General features: G+C 70.4%; 15 protein-coding genes. 6 read left to right on the top strand and 9 right to left on the bottom strand.

Going from position 1 to position 18,467, the window contains the following annotated elements:
• Positions 1–106 precede the first annotated feature (106 nt).
• From MFF21_RS22105 to MFF21_RS22085, 5 genes are read right to left on the bottom strand one after another with little or no spacing between them, the layout of a single operon-like run.
• The gene (locus MFF21_RS22105; RefSeq protein WP_238314183.1) at positions 107–364 is read right to left on the bottom strand and encodes a hypothetical protein; all 258 of its coding nucleotides are present in this window, start codon (positions 362–364) and stop codon (positions 107–109) included.
• Positions 365–375: 11 nt separating this feature from the next.
• Entirely contained in the window at positions 376–633 is a 258-nt protein-coding gene (locus tag MFF21_RS22100) for a hypothetical protein (RefSeq protein ID WP_238314180.1), read from the bottom strand.
• On the bottom strand, positions 630–1,367 hold the full coding sequence (locus MFF21_RS22095; protein WP_238314177.1) for a hypothetical protein: 738 nt from the start codon (positions 1,365–1,367) through the stop codon (positions 630–632). The genes MFF21_RS22100 and MFF21_RS22095 overlap by 4 nt, the downstream gene beginning before the upstream one ends.
• Position 1,368: 1 nt before the next feature.
• On the bottom strand, positions 1,369–2,952 hold the full coding sequence (locus MFF21_RS22090; RefSeq protein WP_238314174.1) for a YfjI family protein: 1,584 nt from the start codon (positions 2,950–2,952) through the stop codon (positions 1,369–1,371).
• Entirely contained in the window at positions 2,952–3,881 is a 930-nt protein-coding gene (locus MFF21_RS22085; protein WP_238314172.1) for a DUF7146 domain-containing protein, read from the bottom strand. The genes MFF21_RS22090 and MFF21_RS22085 overlap by 1 nt, the downstream gene beginning before the upstream one ends.
• Positions 3,882–4,307: 426 nt before the next feature.
• Between MFF21_RS22085 and MFF21_RS22080 the strand changes: the two genes are divergently transcribed.
• Positions 4,308–5,501 (top strand): adenylate/guanylate cyclase domain-containing protein, encoded by a 1,194-nt coding sequence (locus MFF21_RS22080; protein ID WP_238314169.1) that lies wholly within the window; start codon positions 4,308–4,310, stop codon positions 5,499–5,501.
• A 194-nt stretch (positions 5,502–5,695) separates the two neighbouring features.
• Positions 5,696–6,052 (top strand): CsbD family protein, encoded by a 357-nt coding sequence (locus tag MFF21_RS22075; RefSeq protein ID WP_238314166.1) that lies wholly within the window; start codon positions 5,696–5,698, stop codon positions 6,050–6,052.
• A gap of 63 nt (positions 6,053–6,115) precedes the next feature.
• Here the strand turns inward: MFF21_RS22075 and MFF21_RS22070 are convergent, their stop codons facing one another.
• Entirely contained in the window at positions 6,116–6,901 is a 786-nt protein-coding gene (locus MFF21_RS22070) for a 3-hydroxybutyrate dehydrogenase (RefSeq protein ID WP_238314163.1), read from the bottom strand.
• Positions 6,902–7,140: 239 nt separating this feature from the next.
• Between MFF21_RS22070 and MFF21_RS22065 the strand changes: the two genes are divergently transcribed.
• Entirely contained in the window at positions 7,141–8,100 is a 960-nt protein-coding gene (locus tag MFF21_RS22065; protein WP_238314161.1) for an acetyl-CoA carboxylase carboxyltransferase subunit alpha, read from the top strand.
• A 340-nt stretch (positions 8,101–8,440) separates the two neighbouring features.
• Complete coding sequence (locus tag MFF21_RS22060) at positions 8,441–9,925, top strand: L,D-transpeptidase family protein (protein ID WP_238314159.1); 1,485 nt, start codon at positions 8,441–8,443, stop codon at positions 9,923–9,925.
• Positions 9,926–10,001: 76 nt separating this feature from the next.
• Here the strand turns inward: MFF21_RS22060 and MFF21_RS22055 are convergent, their stop codons facing one another.
• The 3 genes from MFF21_RS22055 to MFF21_RS22045 form a co-directional block, all read right to left on the bottom strand.
• Complete coding sequence (locus MFF21_RS22055; RefSeq protein ID WP_238314157.1) at positions 10,002–10,232, bottom strand: hypothetical protein; 231 nt, start codon at positions 10,230–10,232, stop codon at positions 10,002–10,004.
• A 489-nt stretch (positions 10,233–10,721) separates the two neighbouring features.
• Positions 10,722–11,438 carry a PhoH family protein gene (locus MFF21_RS22050; protein WP_238314156.1) on the bottom strand — a complete coding sequence of 239 codons (717 nt, stop codon included), beginning with the start codon at positions 11,436–11,438 and terminating at the stop codon, positions 10,722–10,724.
• 361 nt (positions 11,439–11,799) lie between these two features.
• Positions 11,800–14,157, bottom strand: coding sequence for an ATP-dependent helicase (locus tag MFF21_RS22045; RefSeq protein ID WP_238314154.1), 2,358 nt, complete (start codon positions 14,155–14,157; stop codon positions 11,800–11,802).
• A gap of 137 nt (positions 14,158–14,294) precedes the next feature.
• Here MFF21_RS22045 and MFF21_RS22040 point away from each other — a divergent pair, with 137 nt between their 5' ends.
• Positions 14,295–14,549 (top strand): hypothetical protein, encoded by a 255-nt coding sequence (locus tag MFF21_RS22040; RefSeq protein ID WP_238314152.1) that lies wholly within the window; start codon positions 14,295–14,297, stop codon positions 14,547–14,549.
• A gap of 152 nt (positions 14,550–14,701) precedes the next feature.
• Complete coding sequence (locus tag MFF21_RS22035) at positions 14,702–18,331, top strand: AsmA-like C-terminal region-containing protein (protein ID WP_238314150.1); 3,630 nt, start codon at positions 14,702–14,704, stop codon at positions 18,329–18,331.
• Positions 18,332–18,467 lie beyond the last annotated feature (136 nt).

Here is an 18,467-nt window from a genome sequence, read left to right as displayed (position 1 = left end):
GCGGCGAGACGGCGAGCACGCACCGCCGGTCCAGCGCCACGAGGGCATTCAGGGCGGCCCGCGCCGGCCCCCGAGACTGAAGGGGAGGCTCGCCCCCTATCGTCGATCACGTTCCAGCCTGGGCAGAGCGCCGGGCGTCGCTGGCGATCTGAAGGGCGCGATGCACGACGGCGCCGCACCGGCCGGCGAACTCCTCGCCCTGAGTGATCTGCATGATTTCATCGTACGTATTGCCCGGCCTGTTTTCGATGCAGAGGAAGATGACCGAGCCGTCATCATAATTGGAGCGAAGCACGGTCTTCAGGCCATCCACTTCGTCCCATTCACGAACAATGGAGGAATGCTGTCTGTTGAGGTCGGACATGGGTTTTCCTTTCAGGTTGAGCGGTGGAGACGAGCGAACGAGGCAAGCACCTGCCGGCGGTCGAGGGCCGCAAGCGCGTTGAGCTCGTTCAGGGCTGCGGGGAGGCGGGCAGCATCCTGCTCCGCCTGGCGCAGCTCGGCAGCGAGGCGGTCGCCTCGCGATCCGGTGCAGAGGTGCGTGATGGCCCGGAGGCTGCGCAGACGTGCTAGGCGCTCGGCGTGGTCGAGGTCGGGGGCCCAAGGGCCGAAGCGGTCGGCGGGAGCGATCATCGGTCGAACTCCCAGATCAGGATCCCGGCCGGCTGCCCGGGCTTCTCGCGATGCGTGAGGTGCCCGAGCTGGATCTCCGTCGCCGAGAGGAGGCGGGGCTCGCCGCCGGACGGCAGGACGAGCGCGCCACAGGCGTCGACGCGGACGATTCCGGCGACCGGGTGCACGCCAAAAAGGTGCGGTGCCGTCCAACCCAAGGCCTCCGCCTGTTCCCCGAAAAGGTCGAGGAAGCGCAGGCATCGCGCCAGCACGCGAGCCCACTCGTCGTATCGGTAGCCGGGGCACGGCATCCGATCAGGCGCCATGCGCTCCAGGCCGGCGCGCCACTTTCGCAGACCGTGCTGCGAAACTTTCGCAGCGTCGGATTTGCAGTTTATTGTTTTTTCACAAACACTTGCTGGAATTTTCGCAGCTTTCGCAACTTTCGCAAGGGTGCTGTCGGACCGCTCGGTTTGGGGTGCTTCAGAGCCCCCGCTCTCTCGCGTAAGTATCTGAAAAGAAAGAGAAAAATCTTCTTCTTCTTCTTCACGCACGGGTGGGCGCGAGCCATCGCACGAATTCGCGCCTGCGAAAGCTGCGAAAGCTGCGAAACCTCGATCAACCTCTTGATACCGCTCATGATTTCCTTTCGCAGGCCGTTGCGAAAGTTCCTGCGAAAGTTCCGAGGGCTCCGCCGCGGCGCGTCTGGCGGCCTCCAGCGCCTCGAACGGATCGAAGAGCGAGGGCGTGCTCATCTCAGGCCTCCCCGCCGAGGACACGGTAGGTCTCGCGGTATCGCTTGCCATCGATCTCCTGCGGGCCGGCCGGCTCCAGCCGTCCGAAGCCGACCAAGGCGCCGATGCGGCGGCGCACGGTCTCGGCGTCCGTGCGCAGGTGGCTGGGACCGAGACGCTGGATGAAGCTCGGTGCGATCAGGCCGCCGCCGTATTCCGCGCTCAACCACTCAGCGATCTCGTTCTGCGCGAGGGTTTCCGGGTCGAGGATGGCGTGCCCGGTCAGGCGCAGTGCCTCCGCCAGGTAGAAGTTCCCGACCGCGCAGGCTGCGGCCATGGTCTCGCCGTCGATCCCCTCGTCGGGCTCGCGGCGCACCACGTCGGGATCCTGAAACACGGCCAGGATGCCCGCGATGCGCGCGACGTTCTCGGCCATCTTCAGCGCCGCGGAGCGGATCGGGACCCAGCAGCCGGCCGGGCGACATCCCTCCTCCACCGCCTGAGCGAACCCGCGCCAGACCGTCCAGGCTTCCGACGAGAGGCCGATCACCGGCGGGTCGAGTTCGTTGCGGCATCCGTCCCTCAGGGGCAGAGGGGCGTTGAGCAGCTTGCGGCACTGCCTGTGAAAGGCCCGCAGGCGCTCGTCGTTCTCGGGATCGGTGGGCCGGATCGTCCGCTGGCCGATCGTGCTCTCGGGCATGGTGACGAGGAAGCGGCCGACGAAGCCCTGATCCTTCGCCAGTTCGTCACCGAGCAGGGCCGCGGCGATCTGCGGCTGGGCGGCGAGGCTGATGCCGACGCGGCGCCCCGCCAAGAACAGCGTCTCCTTCGCCCGGATCCGCTGTGCGGAGCCGGTATCCCAGAGCTCGGACAGGCCGGTGACGGTGCGGGTCTTGGTCTCGGCCGTCATGCCGTGGCCGCCTAGGAACTGACCGCCTTCGCTGGTGAAGATGCCCAGGCTCGCGCGGCCCTGGGAGAGCACGTTCAGCAGCCCTTCGAGATTCGGTTCCTTCGCGCGGATCACCGGCAGCAACGGGGTCTGCGGCTCGTGCAGGTCCTTGAGCATCTGGAATCGTTCGGCATGGGAGACCTTGTTGTTGCGCTCGATCTTGCGGCGCTCCGCCTCGTAGGCCGCATGGGCGGCCCGGTAGGTCCGGGCCTCCTCCTCGTGCTGCGCCCGCATCTCGGCCTCGTGGCGGGAGACCGCGGAGAGGGCGAGGTCGTCGCAGGCGCTCTTGCGCTCGCCGGAGACGGCCACCGCGAGCATGAACAGGGACAGCGGCCGCGGGCTGGGCAGGCTCGCCACCCCCACGTTCGCGAGGCCCTGGACGCACAGCATCGACGCGCTGAGCACCGAATGGGCGCAGAGCGATCGGGGGGCCTGCACGTGCTGTTCGAGGGCAGCCACCGCGTCCCGCATCAGCGTCGGCAGGCGCTCGACGGGGAAGACGGGGGCCGCGCTCATCGCCGGGGCGATGTCCAGGCGGTCGCGCTCGACCGGCAACGGAATCGGCTGGACGGCCTGCCGCTGCTTGTCGGGGGCGGAGTAGGTCTCGCGCCGTGCCCGGATGAAGCGGTCTTTCTCGATCGTTTGCGTCGACCGCATCAGACGGCACCTCCCATCATGAGGGCGTCGTTGAAGTCTTTCGCGCCCTCCGGTGGATAGAGGAAATCGACGGTGCGGCGCGCCGCGTCCCAGCGGGCGCCGATCTTGGCGCAGGCGGTCGCGCTGGGCCGGGTCGGCGAGGTGTCGACCTCCGCCAGAACAGTGATCCGCGACACCTCGTCGAGGACGGGGAGCGTGCCGAGGTTGCTGCTGGAGACCAGCGACCACACGGGGGCCAGCCCGACCTGGCGCGCCGCGAGGCAAGTCTCGATCCCCTCCCCTACGGTGAGGGTCGGCCCGATCGCGTCCAGCGGGTCGAGCATGACGGCGCCACCGGCGGCGGTGCCGAAGATCTTGCGACCGAGCTTCCGGCCCTCGGGCGTCAGGGCGGTGCGGTGCACGCCGATGATCGCGCCCGTGCGAACGTCGCGGACCGCGGCGACCATCGCGGGCATCGTCCCCTGCTCCCAGGGGCAGCGCGGGTGGAAGCGCAGGACGGCGCCGGTGATATCGCGCGGCAGATCCAGGGCGCGGCTGTTCAGGTATGCCTCGACGATGGTGCCTGCCGGGTCGCCGGCCTCGTTCCACATCCCGAGGGCGAAGCGCTGCCGGCGCGCCGTCTCCGCCGCGTGCCGCAGCTCGGCCCGCTCACGCGCCTCGGCTCGCCGCTGCAACTCCGCCTCGTCGACTTCCTCGCCGCGCCACCAGTCGCCGGCATAGCCGAGGGCCTGGGCGACGTAGTCGCGGCACGCCCTCCAATCGTCGCCGGCATGGCTGAAGACCAGGAAGCCACCAGGCGCGCTCGGGGAGAGCTGGACGCTCAGGCTCCGATCCTTGCGGCTGTGGCCCGGGCCCGGGGCGAGCACCTGCCGCCCGGCCACTTCGCCGCGCAGGGCCACGGCGATCTCGCGAAGGGTCAGAGGCAGCATGCGGCCCCCTCCTCCAGCGAGGGAGGAAGGCCGCGGGTGACCTTCGATTCAGCGCGGCCGCGGGGATCGGATCCCGTGGTCGCGATACGCTCTCTGGTCCGCACAACACGTTCCTTCCGCGGTTGTGCGTCGGGGAACGGGGGTTCGTGCCGTCAGGTAGTTAGGAGCGCTTCCCAAGCTGAATGTCGTCGGTTCGATCCCGATCGCCCGCTCCAACCCACTTGCCGAAGCGTCGGCCCTTTTGACGCCCTGCCGCTGAGCTCGCATTCGCCATGGCCCTTGGGGCCGTGGTCCGGTCGGGCGACGCCCGGCGTTGCCGCCTTCCGCGATTTTCCGACCACCCCGGGTTCCCGACGGCAGAGGTCGTCGGCCCTGTCCGGTCGGCAGGCTGGATCGGGTGCGCTTCGCGGGTAAGATGCCCGCGTCATGCGCATTCCCAGCCCGATCCACGACATCGAACGCCGCCTCGTGGCGCGGGCGACGGCCTCGGATGAGAGCGAGGAGATCTTCACCGAGTTCTGCGAGGCGCTCTCGGCCGTCGGGCTCCCCCTGTGGCGGGCCAGCCTGTCCGTCCCCACGATCGATCCGCTGTTTCGCGGCGTCAGCCTCGCCTGGCGCTGCGGCGAAGGTCTCAGCCTCTCGTCCACCGCCCACGGGCCCGAAGGCGAAGACGTTTTCGCCCGCAGCCCCATCGCCTGGCTGCACGCGTCGGAGCAGACCCACGCGCGCTGGCGTCTGGATGGCGACGCGTACCCGAACCTGCCGCTTCTGGCGGAACTGCGCGCGGCGGGGGCCACCGATTACCTGCTCCACCTGACGGGCTTCGCGCCGGGGACCGCCCTGTCCGGCGTCGGCATCTCCTTCGCGACCGACCGCGCGGAGGGATTCTCGGAAGCCGAGGCCGCGGTTCTGGCGGCTCTCGTCCCCTCGCTCGCCCTGGTCACGGCGAAGCTCGCCTTGTCGCACACCCTGCGCGAGGTCGTCGGCACCTATCTGGGCACGCGCACGGCGGAGCGGGTTCTGTCCGGCGAGATGCGGCGCGGCCAGGGCGCGATGGTGCCCGCCGCGATCCTGCTCACGGATCTGCGCGGCTTCACGGCCTTGGCCGACCGCCACGCACCGCCCCACGTGGTCAGCTGGCTCGACGAGCATTTCGACGCCCTCGGCGAGCCGGTGACGCGTCACGGCGGGGAGGTGCTGAAGTTCCTGGGCGACGGCTTCCTGGCGATCTTCCCCGTCTCCGATCCCGAAGCCCCGTCCTGCCCGGCCTGCGCCGGCGCGTTCCGGGCGGCGCGCGAGGCCCTCGCACGCAACGGCGCCCTCAATCTGGCACGGGCGCGCACCGGCCTGCCGGAGCTGAAGGCCGACATCGTGCTGCATTACGGGCCGGTCGTGTATGGCAATGTCGGCACGGACCGGCGTCTCGATTTCACGATCATCGGCTCGGCGGTGAACGAGGCGAGCCGGATCGAGCAGCTTTGCGCGGAGCTGGACCAGCCGCTGCTGCTGTCCGACGCCTTCGCCGCCCGCTGTCGGGAGGGGCTGCGGGCGCTCGGGTCGTTCACGTTCCGGGGCATCGAGCGGCCCCACCGCGTCTGGGCGCCGTCCGATCCGCTGTAACGGCCTGCCGGCCGTGCGGCGCGGCGGTTCGATCGATCGGTGGGCATGGCCCCTGGAGACGGGCCGCGGAGGGCTTTCGGGGAAATCGACGGACAAGCGGGACCGATTGCGGGTTCGGACGTTCTGTCAGCGACGCGCCGCGGGATCCGACGGACCGGATCCCGAGATGGCGCGAACCCCAAGGGAGTTCCATCATGGTTGACACGGATCGCATCGTCGGCGCCGCCAAGGATGTCGGCGGCCGGGTCCAGGGCGCGGTCGGCGATGCCGTTGGCTCGAACCGGGCCTCGCTCGAAGGCCGCTACCGCGAGGCCGAGGGCCGGGTGCAGCAGGCCTACGGGCAGGCCAAGGACACCCTGCGCGACGTAGCGGACGATGTCGGCGATTATGCTGGCGACGCCTATGACCGCGTGCGCCAGCACGGCGGCACCTATCTGCGGGACGGCCGCGCAGCGGTGGAGAGCCGCGTCGAGGAGAGCCCGTTCCTGGCGCTGCTGATCGCGGGCGCCGTCGGCTACGGCCTCGCCTTGCTCCTGCACGGCCGCCGCTGAGCGCAGGCCTCGCCTTCGCGGCATCATCGCGGTGCCGCGAAGGCTCCTCGTACCAGGGCGGCGCTACTGCGCCGTCCACCCGCCATCGAGGGCGAGGTTGGCGCCGGTCATCTGCTTGGCAGCCTCCGAGCAGAGATAGATCACGGTGGCAGCGACCTGATCGACCGTCACGAACTCCTTGGTCGGCTGGGCTTTCAGCAGCACATCCTCGATCACCTGTTCCTTGGTGAGGCCACGCGCCTTCATCGTGTCCGGGATCTGGCTCTCGACGAGCGGAGTCCAGACATAGCCCGGGGAGATGCAGTTGGCGGTGATGCCCTGGCCCGCCACCTCCAGCGCCACCGTCTTGGTGAGGCCGACGATGCCGTGCTTGGCCGCGACATAGGCCGACTTGTAGGGCGAGGCGACCAGGGAATGGGCCGAGGCGATGTTCACGATCCGCCCGAAGCCGCGCTTCTTCATCCCCGGCACCGCCGCGCGGATGGTGTGGAAGGCCGAGGAGAGATTGATCGCCAGGATCGCATCCCACTTCTCCGGCGGGAATTCCTCGATCGGCGAGACGAACTGGATGCCGGCATTGTTCACGAGCACGTCGACGCTTCCAAAGGTCTCCTCGGCCTGCGCGATCATCGCCGCGATCTGATCCGGTTTCGACATGTCGGCCGGGGAATGGATGGCGCGGACGCCGAACTCCCGTTCGATCTCGGCCCGCGCCTTTTCGATGTCCTCGGGCTTTCCGAAGCCGTTGAGGACGACGTCCGCCCCTTCCCGCGCGAGGCCTCGCGCGACGGCGAGACCGATGCCGCTCGTGGAACCCGTCACCACCGCGGCCTTGGATTTCAAGATCATCGATCAGGTCTCCGATTTCCGCGCCTCGCGCGATCCGTCGGGATAGTTGTGCCGCATCGCGGGAACGGCAACGCGAAATCGACCGGTTCGTGAAACGCTCGGACCCGGCTCTCAAGGCTCCGGGAGCAGCGGAGCGGTTGACACCGGTGCCCGCTTCGCCAACACCGCGCACCACGCTTCGCGCAGGCCCGCCTCGGGCGAGGCCCCTTCACGCACGCTCTCAGGAACCGCTCTCGACCATGGCGACGCGCTCCTACCTGGACTTCGAGAAGCCGGTCGCCGAGCTGGAAGCGAAGGTGGAAGAACTGCGCGCCATGGGCCAGCGCGACGGCGCCGTCTCGATCAGCGAGGAAGTCGGGCGGCTCGAGGCCAAGGCCGCCGCCGCCCTCTCCGAGATCTACGCCGCCCTGACGCCCTGGCAGAAGACGCAGGTCGCCCGCCACCCGCAGCGCCCGCATTTCGTCGATTACTGCGCCGGGCTGATCGACGAGTTCACCCCGCTCGCGGGCGACCGCAGCTTCGGGGAGGACGAGGCCATCGTCGGCGGCTTCGGCCGCTTCCGCGGCCGCCCGGTCTGCGTGATCGGCCAGGAGAAGGGGGCGACCACGGAAGCGCGCCTGCGACACAATTTCGGCATGGCCCGGCCGGAGGGCTACCGCAAGGCGGTGCGCCTGATGGAGACCGCCGACCGCTTCGGCCTGCCGGTCCTTGCCTTCGTCGACACCGCCGGCGCCTTCCCGGGCATCGAGGCGGAGGAGCGGGGCCAGGCCGAGGCCATCGCCCGTTCGACCGAGGCCTGCCTCGCCCTCGGCGTGCCCAACATCGCCGTCGTCATCGGCGAGGGCGGATCGGGGGGCGCCATCGCCATCGCCACCGCCAACAAGGTGCTGATGCTGGAGCACGCGATCTACGGCGTGATCTCGCCGGAGGGCGCCGCCTCGATTCTGTGGCGGGACCAGGGTCGCGCACACGATGCCGCCACCGCCATGAAGATCACCGCGCAGGATCTCCTGCGCCTCGGCATCATCGACCGGATCGTGCCGGAGCCGACCGGCGGCGCGCATCGCGACCGCGACAGCGTCCTGGCCGCAGCCGGCGCGGCACTCGCCGAGTCGCTCGCCGAGTTCGACGGCCTCAGCAGCGACGAGATCCGCGACCGGCGTGCCCAGAAGTTCCTAGAGATCGGCCGCAAGCTCTGAGCGGACGCGCTGCGTCGTTTTGACACAGACTAGGCGTTGGAACCTTTTACGTTCCGCTTAAGGGTCCATGGCCCGGCTTCCCCCTCCTTGGCTCACCGAGGCCTCCACGAGAAATCCGCGGCACGGGCCCCGCTATCCCCTTCGCCGGGCTGGAGAACCCGCTTCGATGGCGCGGTTCCGCCGCGGATTCGCCTGAAATCAGAGTCATCTGACCTGAGACCCGACGGGTAAGCTTGGCCGCTTGCGGTAACACCGAGGTAAGTTTAACCGGGCTAATGGGGTGGGGAGTGGCGCCTGCGCGGGACAACCCGCAGGCGATTGCGAGAGGACGGGGTTCCCCATGGCTGTGCGTCCGTTGGCGGTGATCGCCGCCGCCGCGATGGCAATCTCCCTCGGTGCCTGCCAGGATGGCGGCCTGCTCGGCGGCGCCTCGACCCGCAGCCTGACCCCGATCCCGCCGCAGACCCTCTCGCTGATGCAGCAGAAGGGCATGTCGCAGAGCGACCCGATCCTGATCCGCGCCTATAAGAAGGAAGCGGAGATGGAAGTGTGGAAGCGCGGCAGCGACGGCCGCTACGCGCTGCTCAAAACCTATCCGATCTGCCGCTGGTCGGGCCAGCTCGGCCCCAAGACCAAGCAGGGCGACCGCCAGGCGCCGGAGGGCTTCTACACGATCACCCCGGGTCAGATGAACCCGAACTCGTCCTACTATCTGTCCTTCGACGTCGGATATCCGAACAACTTCGACCGCGCCAACGGCCGCACCGGCAACTACATCATGGTGCACGGCACCTGTTCGTCGGCGGGCTGCTTCGCGATGACGGACGCCTCGATGTCGGAGATCTACGCCATCGCCCGCGAGGCCTTCGCCGGCGGCCAGCGGGCGTTCCAGTTCCAATCCTATCCCTTCCGGATGACGGCGTCGAACATCGCCCGCTCCCGCAACGATCCCAACGCGCCCTTCTGGAAGAACTTGAAGGAAGGCTCGGATTACTTCGAGGCCCTGCGCGACGAGCCGCGGGTGAATGTCTGCGGACGGCGCTACGTGTTCGGCGGCAACGACGTCGCGGCCGGCTCTTGCACGCCGCGGGTCGACCCGGTCGTGGCCGAGAAGAGCAGCCGCGACGCCCAGGAGGTCGCCGAGCTCGTCGCCAAGGGCACCCCGGCGATGCGCATCGTCTACGACGATGGCGGCCAGAACCCGGTCTTCCGACCGCAGCCGCCGCAGAATGCCCTGGCGAGCCTGACCGAATCCGAGAAGGACAAGGAGAAGGAACTCGCCTACGCGGCCAAGGAATATGCCCGGCACAATCTCGGCGAGGTGAGCCGGCCGGAGAGTCTGGCCGCCGGTCCGCAGGAGATCGAGGTCGACGCCAAGGGACGCCCGGTCCTGATGGCCGCCGCGCCCACCACCCCCATCAAGGAAGCGCCGGGCAAGAAGGGCAAGGACACCAAGGCCGCCACCGTCGTTGCCAAGCAGGAGCCGGCTCCGGCGGAAACCGCCAAGCCCGCCGCGACCCCGGCCCGGATCTCGGTGGCCGACGCCGAGGGCGATCCTAGCACGTACAAGAAGCTGCTCGGTAACCTGTTCAGCAACGCTTCCAGCGCTGCGCAGGCCGCCGAAGCGATCGCACCCACGACGACGGCCGCAGTGTCCAGCACGAAGGTCGCCGAGACCAAGCCGACGGACACCAAAGCGGCCGAGGCAAAGACGGCCGGCCCCGCCCATCACACGGGCGCCCGGAAGGACGGTGCCGCCCCCGTCGCGAAGAAGGACGTGCCGGCGGCGACCAAGCCCCAAGCTTCTGCCGCGCCGCATAACTGAACGGGCGAAACCGCCCCCTCGTCGCGGAGACGCCACCCGAAACGAAAGAGGAGCCCCGAAGGGCTCCTCGAACCGATCACATGTGGTGCATGCGGCGATGCATCATGCGCCGGTGCATCATCTTGCGGTGCATGTGACGATGCATCATGCGGCGCTCCATGCGGTGGCGCATCATGCGACGCTCCCGGTGGGTCATCTGCACGGTCTCGACGGTGCTACCGGCGGTGACACCCATGGGAGCCCCCGGGGCGGCCGAAGCCGAGGTCGCGAAGGCGCCGCCGAGCGAAGCCGCAAGCGCGATGGCCAAAGTCAGTTTCCTCACCTGAGGGACTCCCGTTCTCTCTGATCCGGTTGCGGCAGCCGGTGCGATCTCCGGCCCAGGGGCGATGGAGACCATTTGTATCGCGAAGCTCCCGCGCAGCTCGCCACCCCACAACCCGCCAGCTTGACCATTGGTTCACCCGGAGATTGCAATGATCGCCGGTTCACCAACGTGTGTTCGGAGCGTGGGAGGCGTGTCGCCGCGCGAGGCGCAAGGCAGCCGCCGGCGACGGGACGCGGCGGGTTTCGCTCTTTGGCAAAGCCCTGCCGTCGTCACGGTCACGGGCCTGCACGAGGAGGGACGAAGCACTTCGGGACGAAGAGGCCGCAGGCTCGGAGCGGGCGTCTCGATCCGCACGTGCCGGATGGCGTCGGCGCCTCGGCGCGCCCGGAACGGCTCGGCGCGAGGCGGGCCTGGCGAAATGCCACAGAAAGGAACGTCGCCGGGCCTCAGCGGCCCGGCGACGGATCGGCATCAGAGACGGGTTTCCTCGAAGGCCTTCACCCATTCGGCGCAGATGCCCGAGCGGACGATGTCCTCCAGGGTAAACTCGACGATCGGGATGTTCATCATCCGGCTCTTCACGAGATGGATGACGGTGCGCAGGCCGGAGGTCTCGCGCAGGTCCGTTTGCGAGACGTCACCGTTGATGATGACCTGACAATCGTCGCCGATGCGCGTCAGGAACATCTTGATCTCTTGGGTGGTGGTGTTCTGCGCCTCATCCAGGATCACGAGGCAGTTCTTGAAGGTACGGCCGCGCATCACCTCGAAGGGCACCACTTCGATGTCGCCGGTCTTCACGGCGATTTCGAAGGCGGCGGCGCCCATCCGCTCCTTCATGGTCTCGGTGAGGGGGGCGACCCAGGGGGCGATCTTCTCTTCGAGGGTACCCGGGAAGAAGCCCAGGGAGCGGCCGGAGGGAACGTTGGGCCGGGTGATGACCACCTTCGAGATCCGGCGCTGGCGGAGCTGATCGGCCGCGCGGGTGCCGGCGATGTAGGTCTTCCCGGTGCCGGCCGGGCCGAGGACGATGACTTGAGGGTGATGGGCGAGCGCGTCGAGGTACTGGGCTTGCTTGTCGGTCAGGGGTTGTATGGGAGCGAGGTGACGTTCTTCGTCGAAACGGGTCCGGTGTATCCGCGTGGTGCGATCTTCAACCAGTTCAAGCCGTGCGCGTCGTCTCTTCATCGATCAACACTCCACCTTGGACTTGAGCAACTCGTTCCTGGGACCTGCCGTCTTCTTGTGATGTCTCCTGTGCCGTGGCCGAGTACGCCGCCGCAGCGGGAAGCTGCGTTGCAAGAGCAAAGCCAATCGCCTCGGGTGGGTTCCAGGCGGGGAAAGATTGGTTGTGGATCGCGGCTTTACTGCAACGCTTCTTGCAGGCGCCGGCGACGGGGGCATGACGCAAAGATGAAGAGGTGATGAATCTGGCGCCGATCTCGGCGCGGTGGGCGGATCGCGGCGACCCTGCTTCCATCGCGGCACGCGCCCTCCCGGGGCGAACCGGATCCCACGGAGAGAACCCCGCAGGCTCCGGCGGCACGCCTCATCCGGGTTGGACGAAGCTGTCGAGCACCATCTTGCGACCGGCCTTGTCGAAGTCAACGGTCAGCTTGTTACCGTCGATTCCTGCAACCGTTCCGGGACCAAACTTGGTGTGGAAGACCCGCATGCCGCCCGAGAAGGCCGAAGAACTAGCCGTCGACTTGGCGACGAGCTCCCCCTCGATCTGGCGCGGGCCGCCGCCCGACCGGCCGCCGGGCCCCCGGCTCGCGCCGAAGCTGCCGCCGGTCTGGGCCTGGGCCCGCTGCCAGCCGGGGGTGCTGTAGGAGGAGCCGAAGGGCGTGGGGTTGCGGTCGAAGCGCGAGGCCCCGGCGGAGAAATGCGCGGGCGCTTCGATCACGTCGACGCTGGAAGGGGGCAGTTCGTCGATGAAGCGCGACGGGATGGTCGAGGACCAGAGCCCGTGGATGCGCCGATTGACCGCGAAGGAGAGCTTGGCGCGCTTGCGCGCCCGGGTCAGCCCGACATGCGCGAGGCGGCGCTCCTCCTCGAGCCCGGCCCGCCCGCTCTCGTCGAGGGCGCGTTGGTTGGGAAACAGGCCGTCCTCCCAGCCGGGCAGGAACACGGTGTCGAATTCGAGTCCCTTGGCCGCGTGGAGCGTCATCAGGGAAACACGGTCGGCCCCCTCCGCCTCGCTCGCCTCCATGACCAAGGAGACATGCTCCAGGAAGGCGCCGAGATCGGGAAATTCCTCCATGGAGTGCACCAGCTCCTTGAGGTTCTCGAGCCGCCCCGCCGCATCGGCCGAACGGTCCTTCTGCCACATCTCCGTGTAGCCGGATTCGTCGAGGATCGTCTGCGCTACCTCGGAATGGGGCTGGCTCTCCACGGCCCTGGCCCAGCGGGCGAAGCTCTCGACGAGGCCGCGCAGCATCGAGCGGGCGCGGGGCTTCAGCTCGTCGGTCTCGATCAGCTTGCGGGCGGCGGCGAGCAGCGGGATCCGGTCCGCGCGGGCGAAGGCGTGCAGGGTCTGCAGGGTCGCGTCGCCCAGGCCGCGCTTGGGCGTGTTGAAGATGCGCTCGAAGGCGAGGTCGTCGGCGGGGTTGGCCGTGACGCGCAGATAGGCGAGCGCGTCGCGGATCTCCGCCCGCTCGTAGAAGCGCGGGCCGCCGATGACCCGGTAGGGCAGACCGAGCTGGACGAAGCGGTCCTCGATCTCGCGCATCTGCGCCGAGATGCGCACCAGCACCGCGATCTCGGAGAGCGGATGCTCCTTCCGCTGGAAGGATTCGATGGACTCGGCGATGAGCCGGGCCTCCTCCTCCGAATCCCAGGCACCGGTGACGGTGACCGGCTCGCCGGGAACGTCCTCAGTGCGCAGGGTTTTGCCGAGGCGGCTTTCGTTTTTGGCGATGAGGCCCGAGGCGGCTGCGAGGATGTGGCCGGTGGAGCGGTAGTTACGCTCCAGGCGGACCACGACGGCTCCGGGGAAGTCGTGCTCGAAGCGCAGGATGTTGTCGACCTCCGCCCCGCGCCAGCCATAGATCGACTGGTCGTCGTCGCCCACGCAGCACACGTTCCGGCGCGCCTGGGCGATGAGCCGCAGCCACAGGTACTGGGCGACGTTGGTGTCCTGGTACTCGTCGACCAGGACGTAGCGGAAGCGGTCCTGGTAGTTGGCCAGGATGTCCGGGTTCTCCCGCCAGAGCTTGAGGCAGAGCAGCAGCAGGTCGCCGAAATCGACCGCGTTGAGGGTCTTCAGGCGCTCCTGATAGGCGGTGTAGAGCGCCCCGCCCTTGCCGAAGGCGAAGGCCTGCGCCTCGCCGGGGGGCACCTGCTCCGGGGACAGGCCCCGGTTCTTCCAGCCGTCGATGGCGGAGGCGAGCGCCCGGGCGGGCCAGCGCTTCTCGTCGACGTTCTGGTCGGCGATGACCTGCTTCATCAGGCGGAGCTGGTCGTCGGTGCCCAGGATCGTGAAGTCGGATTTCAGCCCGACCAGCTCGGCGTGCCGGCGCAGGATCTTGGTGCCGATGGCGTGGAAGGTGCCGAGCCAGGGCATCCCCTCCCCCGCCGGCCCGACCAGCTGGCCGATGCGGTGCTTCATCTCCCGCGCCGCCTTGTTGGTGAAGGTGACGGCCAGGATGTCGTAGGGGCGCGCCTTGCCGGTGGCGATCAGGTGGGCGATCCGCGTGGTGAGCACGCGGGTCTTGCCGGTGCCGGCCCCGGCCAGGACGAGGACAGGCCCCTCCGTCGCCTCGACCGCGCGGCGCTGCTCGGGATTGAGGCCGGAGAGGTAGGGTGCCCCCCCGGGCCGCAGGGCGGCCATGGCGCGGGCGGCGATCGACGGAGCGGCACCGTCTTCGGGCGCGTCGCGCCCCATGTCGTCGGGCTGATGGTTCATGGCCGCCTCCCTGGACCAAAACGCGAACGTCGTCGAGACGGGATCGGAACTCCGGGCCTTTCCCCCGCGTCGTCCCCATGAGACGACACATGCCTCGACGATCCCTCCCTCGAGACGGACCCAACGCAGGAGCCGCCATGCGCGCCCCCACCCTTCCCGCCCTGCTCGCCGCCGCCGCCCTGCTCGCGGGGGCGGGCCCGTCGCTCGCCCAGATCTCGGGGGGCAACGCCTCCTCGAACTTCACCAACCAGTCGTTCCAGAACCAGAACCAGATCCGCGGCCTGCAGCAGCAGCAGACCTTCGAGAACAACCAGACCCGGATGCAGATCCAGCGCAACGAGCTGTTCGGCCCGCAGCCGACCGGCCCCACCGTCGCACCCCGTTACCGCTGAAGCGTGGCAGAGGCGAGGTGCGGGACAGCCACGGGCTGTGCTAAGGCCACGCCGGGGGCCAGGGGCCGGCCGGACGGAGAGTTCCGGCGGCCGCCGCATCCCCTTGAGCCGGCCCCGGAGGGCGGGGCCGGGCGTCGAGCGGACCAAGACCTGTGCGTGATCTCCTGACCGCGCTCGCGGGGGCCGTCATCCTCGTTCTCGTGGCCGCCCTCGCGCTGCCGCCCTTCATCGACTGGACCGCCCGGCGCGCCTTCGTCGACCGGGCGGTGAGCCGGTCGCTCGGCATGGCGGCCCGCAGCGAGGGCGAGATCGCGGTGCGGCTGCTGCCGTCCCCGCGGCTGCGGCTGGACCGGCTCGTCCTCGGGCAGGAGGGCAGCCTCTCCCTCGACGCGCGCTTCGTGAAGGCCGAGGTGGCGCTCACGCCGCTGCTCAAGGGCGAGTTCCGGTTCACCGAGACCCGGGTCGGGCGGGCCGAGCTGACCGTGCCGGTCACCGAGGGGAACGCCCTCGCCCTGCCGCTGGACCTCGCGGAGGGGACGCGGCGCGACCTCGTGATCGAGGATCTCCAGGTCCAGCAGCTCGCCGTGACGACGCAGGTGCCGGCCACGGGCCGCACCGACCAGATCCGGGCCGAGGACGTGCACCTCAAGGCCCCCGCCCTGAGCGGCCCCTGGCAGGTCGAGGGCTCGTCCAACGGCACCCCCTTCCGGGTCGCCACCGGCGCCCTCGGCCCGGACGGGAGCCTGACCGCGAAGGTCACCGGCGGGGGCGAGACGCGGCCCCGCTTCGAGGCCGATGCCCGCTTCTCCCTGCGGCCGGTCCCGGGGGCCGCCGAGGGCGTGGCGATGCCGGAGGCGGAGGGCTCGGCCCGTCTCGTGGTCGGCCCCCCCAGCCAGATCGCCGGCCCCTACCTGCCCTTCTCGCTGACCGGCAAGTTCAAGGCCCGGGGCCCGGTGGCCCGCTTCGAGACCGTCGCCGCCGAGATCGACCCGGGCGGCCGCACGATGCGCCTGTCGGGCACGGGCCAGATCGACCTGCGGACCTGGCGGGCCGGCCTGAACCTGGAGGCGCGCCGGCTCGACATCGACGGTTTCCTGATCTCCTCCGCGGGACAGGCCTGGCTCGCCCGGGGCCTGCCGAAAACCGGCCTGGCCCTGCCGGTGCTCCTCGATCTCGAGCTCGCCGTCGACAGCGTGGCCCTCGGCCTGGAGGAATGGTCGGGCCTCGCCCTCAAGGGCACCTTCGACCGCGGCGGCGGCCTCGTCCTGCGGCGGCTGACCGCGACCGGCCCCGGCGGGGCCAGGCTCGACGCGTCCGGCGAGGCCGATCTGGCCCAGGCCCTGCGCTTCTCCGGCCATCTCGATGTCGAGGCCGTCAATTCGGCCAATCTCGGCCGCTTCCTCAACCGGGCCGGCGGCCCCGAGACCCTGGCCAACCTGCTCGACGGCCGGACGCTGGGGCTCGCCACGGACCTGTCGCTCGCGGGCGCGGATCTCTCCCTCTCGAATCTGCGCCTGTCGCTCGGCGACCTGCGCCTCGCCGGCAATGCCCGCTACGCGGCGGGCGCGCCGAACGGCCGGGGGCGGCTGGAGGCGCAGATCTCCGCCCATGGCCTCGACATCGCGGAACTGCCCTCCCTCGACGCCCTGCGGGCCGGCCTGCGCCGCAGCGATCTCGGCCTGACGATCCAGGCGCGGGACGTGCGCTACGGCCCGACCGGCTCGGGGAACGGCCGCATCGCGGCGCGGATCCAGTCCGACGGGACCGCCCTGGTGGTCGACAGCCTCGACGTCACCGATCTGGCCGGCGCCAGCGCCCGGCTCTCCGGCCGGATCGCACCGGACGGCTCGGGCCGGATCGCGGGCCATGTCGCCGCGCCTGCCGCGGCGCCCCTCCTCGCTTTGGTCGACCGCTTCGGCATCCCCGAGATGCGGCTGCTGCCGAACGTGCTGCGCGAGAGCCCCCTCGATCTCGATCTGACCCTGGAGCGCGCCGCCGGCGACACCGATTCCCTCCGCATCGCGGCCAAGGGCAAGGCCGCCCGGGGCAGCCTCGACGGCGCGGCCCTGAGCCGGGCCGGCCGGATCGAATCCGCGGAGATCGACGCGGCCACGCCCCGGGCCTCGGACTGGTTCGGCCGCGACGACATCGTGGCCCTGCGCCAGCCGGCCCGGCTGCGCATCGCCGCCCGCCGGGTGCCGGACGCGCCCCCCGCCCCCGGGGCGCCGAAGCCCGAAGGCGCGGGGCTGCTCGGCCTCTCGATCGGGGGCAACCTCGCCGGCCTCGCCCTCTCCACCGATCGGCCGATCCTGCTCGCGGACGACCTCTCGGCGCCGGAAAACGGGACGATCGGCATCGAGACCCCGGATCTCACCCCCTTCCTGACGCTGGCCGGCAGCGCCGTCGTCCTCTCCGCGCCGCTGCGGGCGGAGCTGACCCTCGCCCTCTCGCGCAAGGACCGGGACGCGCGGGCCGATCTGAGCGGGCGGGTGGCGGGCGTGCCCCTCTCGGCGAGCCTGAGCCGCAGCTACGACGGCGCCCTGACCGGGCGCGCCAGCCTCGGCCGGCTCTCCCTGCCCCTGCTCGCCGCCGCCCTGATCCTCCCGACCGATCCCGGGACCGCCGCGGATGCGGCCGGCTGGTCGACCGCCCGCTTCGCCGCGCCGCCGCCGACGCCGCGGATGGTGTTCGACCTCCAGGTCGGCGAGCTCGATCTCGGCCGGGGCCTGACCGCGCGGAACGGCACGTTCCACCTCGCCCATGAGGGCGAGACCCTGACCCTGCGCGACCTCTCCGCCGATCTCGCCGGGGGCAAGCTGTCGGGCGGGCTGCGGCTGATGCGGCTGCCGAAGGGGGCCTCCCTCTCCGGCGAGGCCACGCTCACCGAGGCCGCGCTCCCGGATCTCGTGGGCGAGGGGCCGCTGAAGGGCCGCGTCTCGGGCGACCTGCGCTTCAGCAGCACGGGGGAGAGCCCGGCCGCCCTCGTCGGAAATCTCGCGGGCGAGGGCCGCCTGACCCTGGCCGGCCTGTCCCTGCCCGGGGCCGACCCCGCCGCGATCGACCGCACCCTGGCCCGGGCGCTCGGCGAGGACGATCCCCTGCGCGAGGGCCGGCTCCAGGGCCTCCTCGCGGAAGAGCTCTCCGCCGGGGCGCTCACGCAGGCCGAGCCCGTGACGACGAGCACGACGCTGGTGGGCGGCAGCCTGCGCAGCGCCCCCCTCACCCTGGCCCTCGGACCGGCCCGCTGGACCGGCACCCTCGGGATCGACCTGCGCAGCCGGCGCCTCGATGCCCGCGGCACCCTCGTCAGCGCGGGCGCGCCGAAGGGCTGGCCCGGCGCGGCGCCGGCGATCCAGCTCGGCTTCGCGGGACCGCTGACCGCGCCGGAACGCCAGACCGACCCGGCGCCCCTCACCAACGGCCTCGCCGCCCTGGTGCTGCAGCGGGAACTCGAGAAGATCGAGATGTTCGAGGCCGATCAGGTCGAGCGCCAGCGCCGCCGCGCCCGCATCGAGATGGATCGCGCCCGCGCCGCCGCCCTCAAGGCCGCGGCGGAGAAGGAAGCCGCCGAGAAGGCCGCGCAGGACAAGGCCGCTCAGGAGAGAGCGGCCCAGGAGAAGGCGGCTCAGGAAGACGCCGCCCGCCGGGCGCGCCAGGCCGCGGCGGAGGAAGCCGCCCGCCAGGCCCGCCAACGGGAGGACGAGGAGGCCCGCCGCGCCGCCACGCCCTCCGCCCACAACCCGGCCGAGCCGACGACATCGGAGCCGGCCCCGCAGCCTTAGCCAAGGCCGGCTTCGGTCGAGGGCTGCGGTCGAGCCGGGTCGCTCTCGCCCCGCCAGCGGCGATGGCATTCACAGATCGCCGCGCGCGGAAGGGAGCGCCTTAGACCGGACCGACGTGCCTCGACCGGCCCTGCCC

Source organism: Methylobacterium organophilum, assembly GCF_022179465.1.
Lineage (GTDB): Bacteria > Pseudomonadota > Alphaproteobacteria > Rhizobiales > Beijerinckiaceae > Methylobacterium > Methylobacterium organophilum.
The sequence above is the reverse complement of the archived record's forward strand: the minus strand, read 5'-3'. Positions and strand labels throughout refer to the sequence as shown.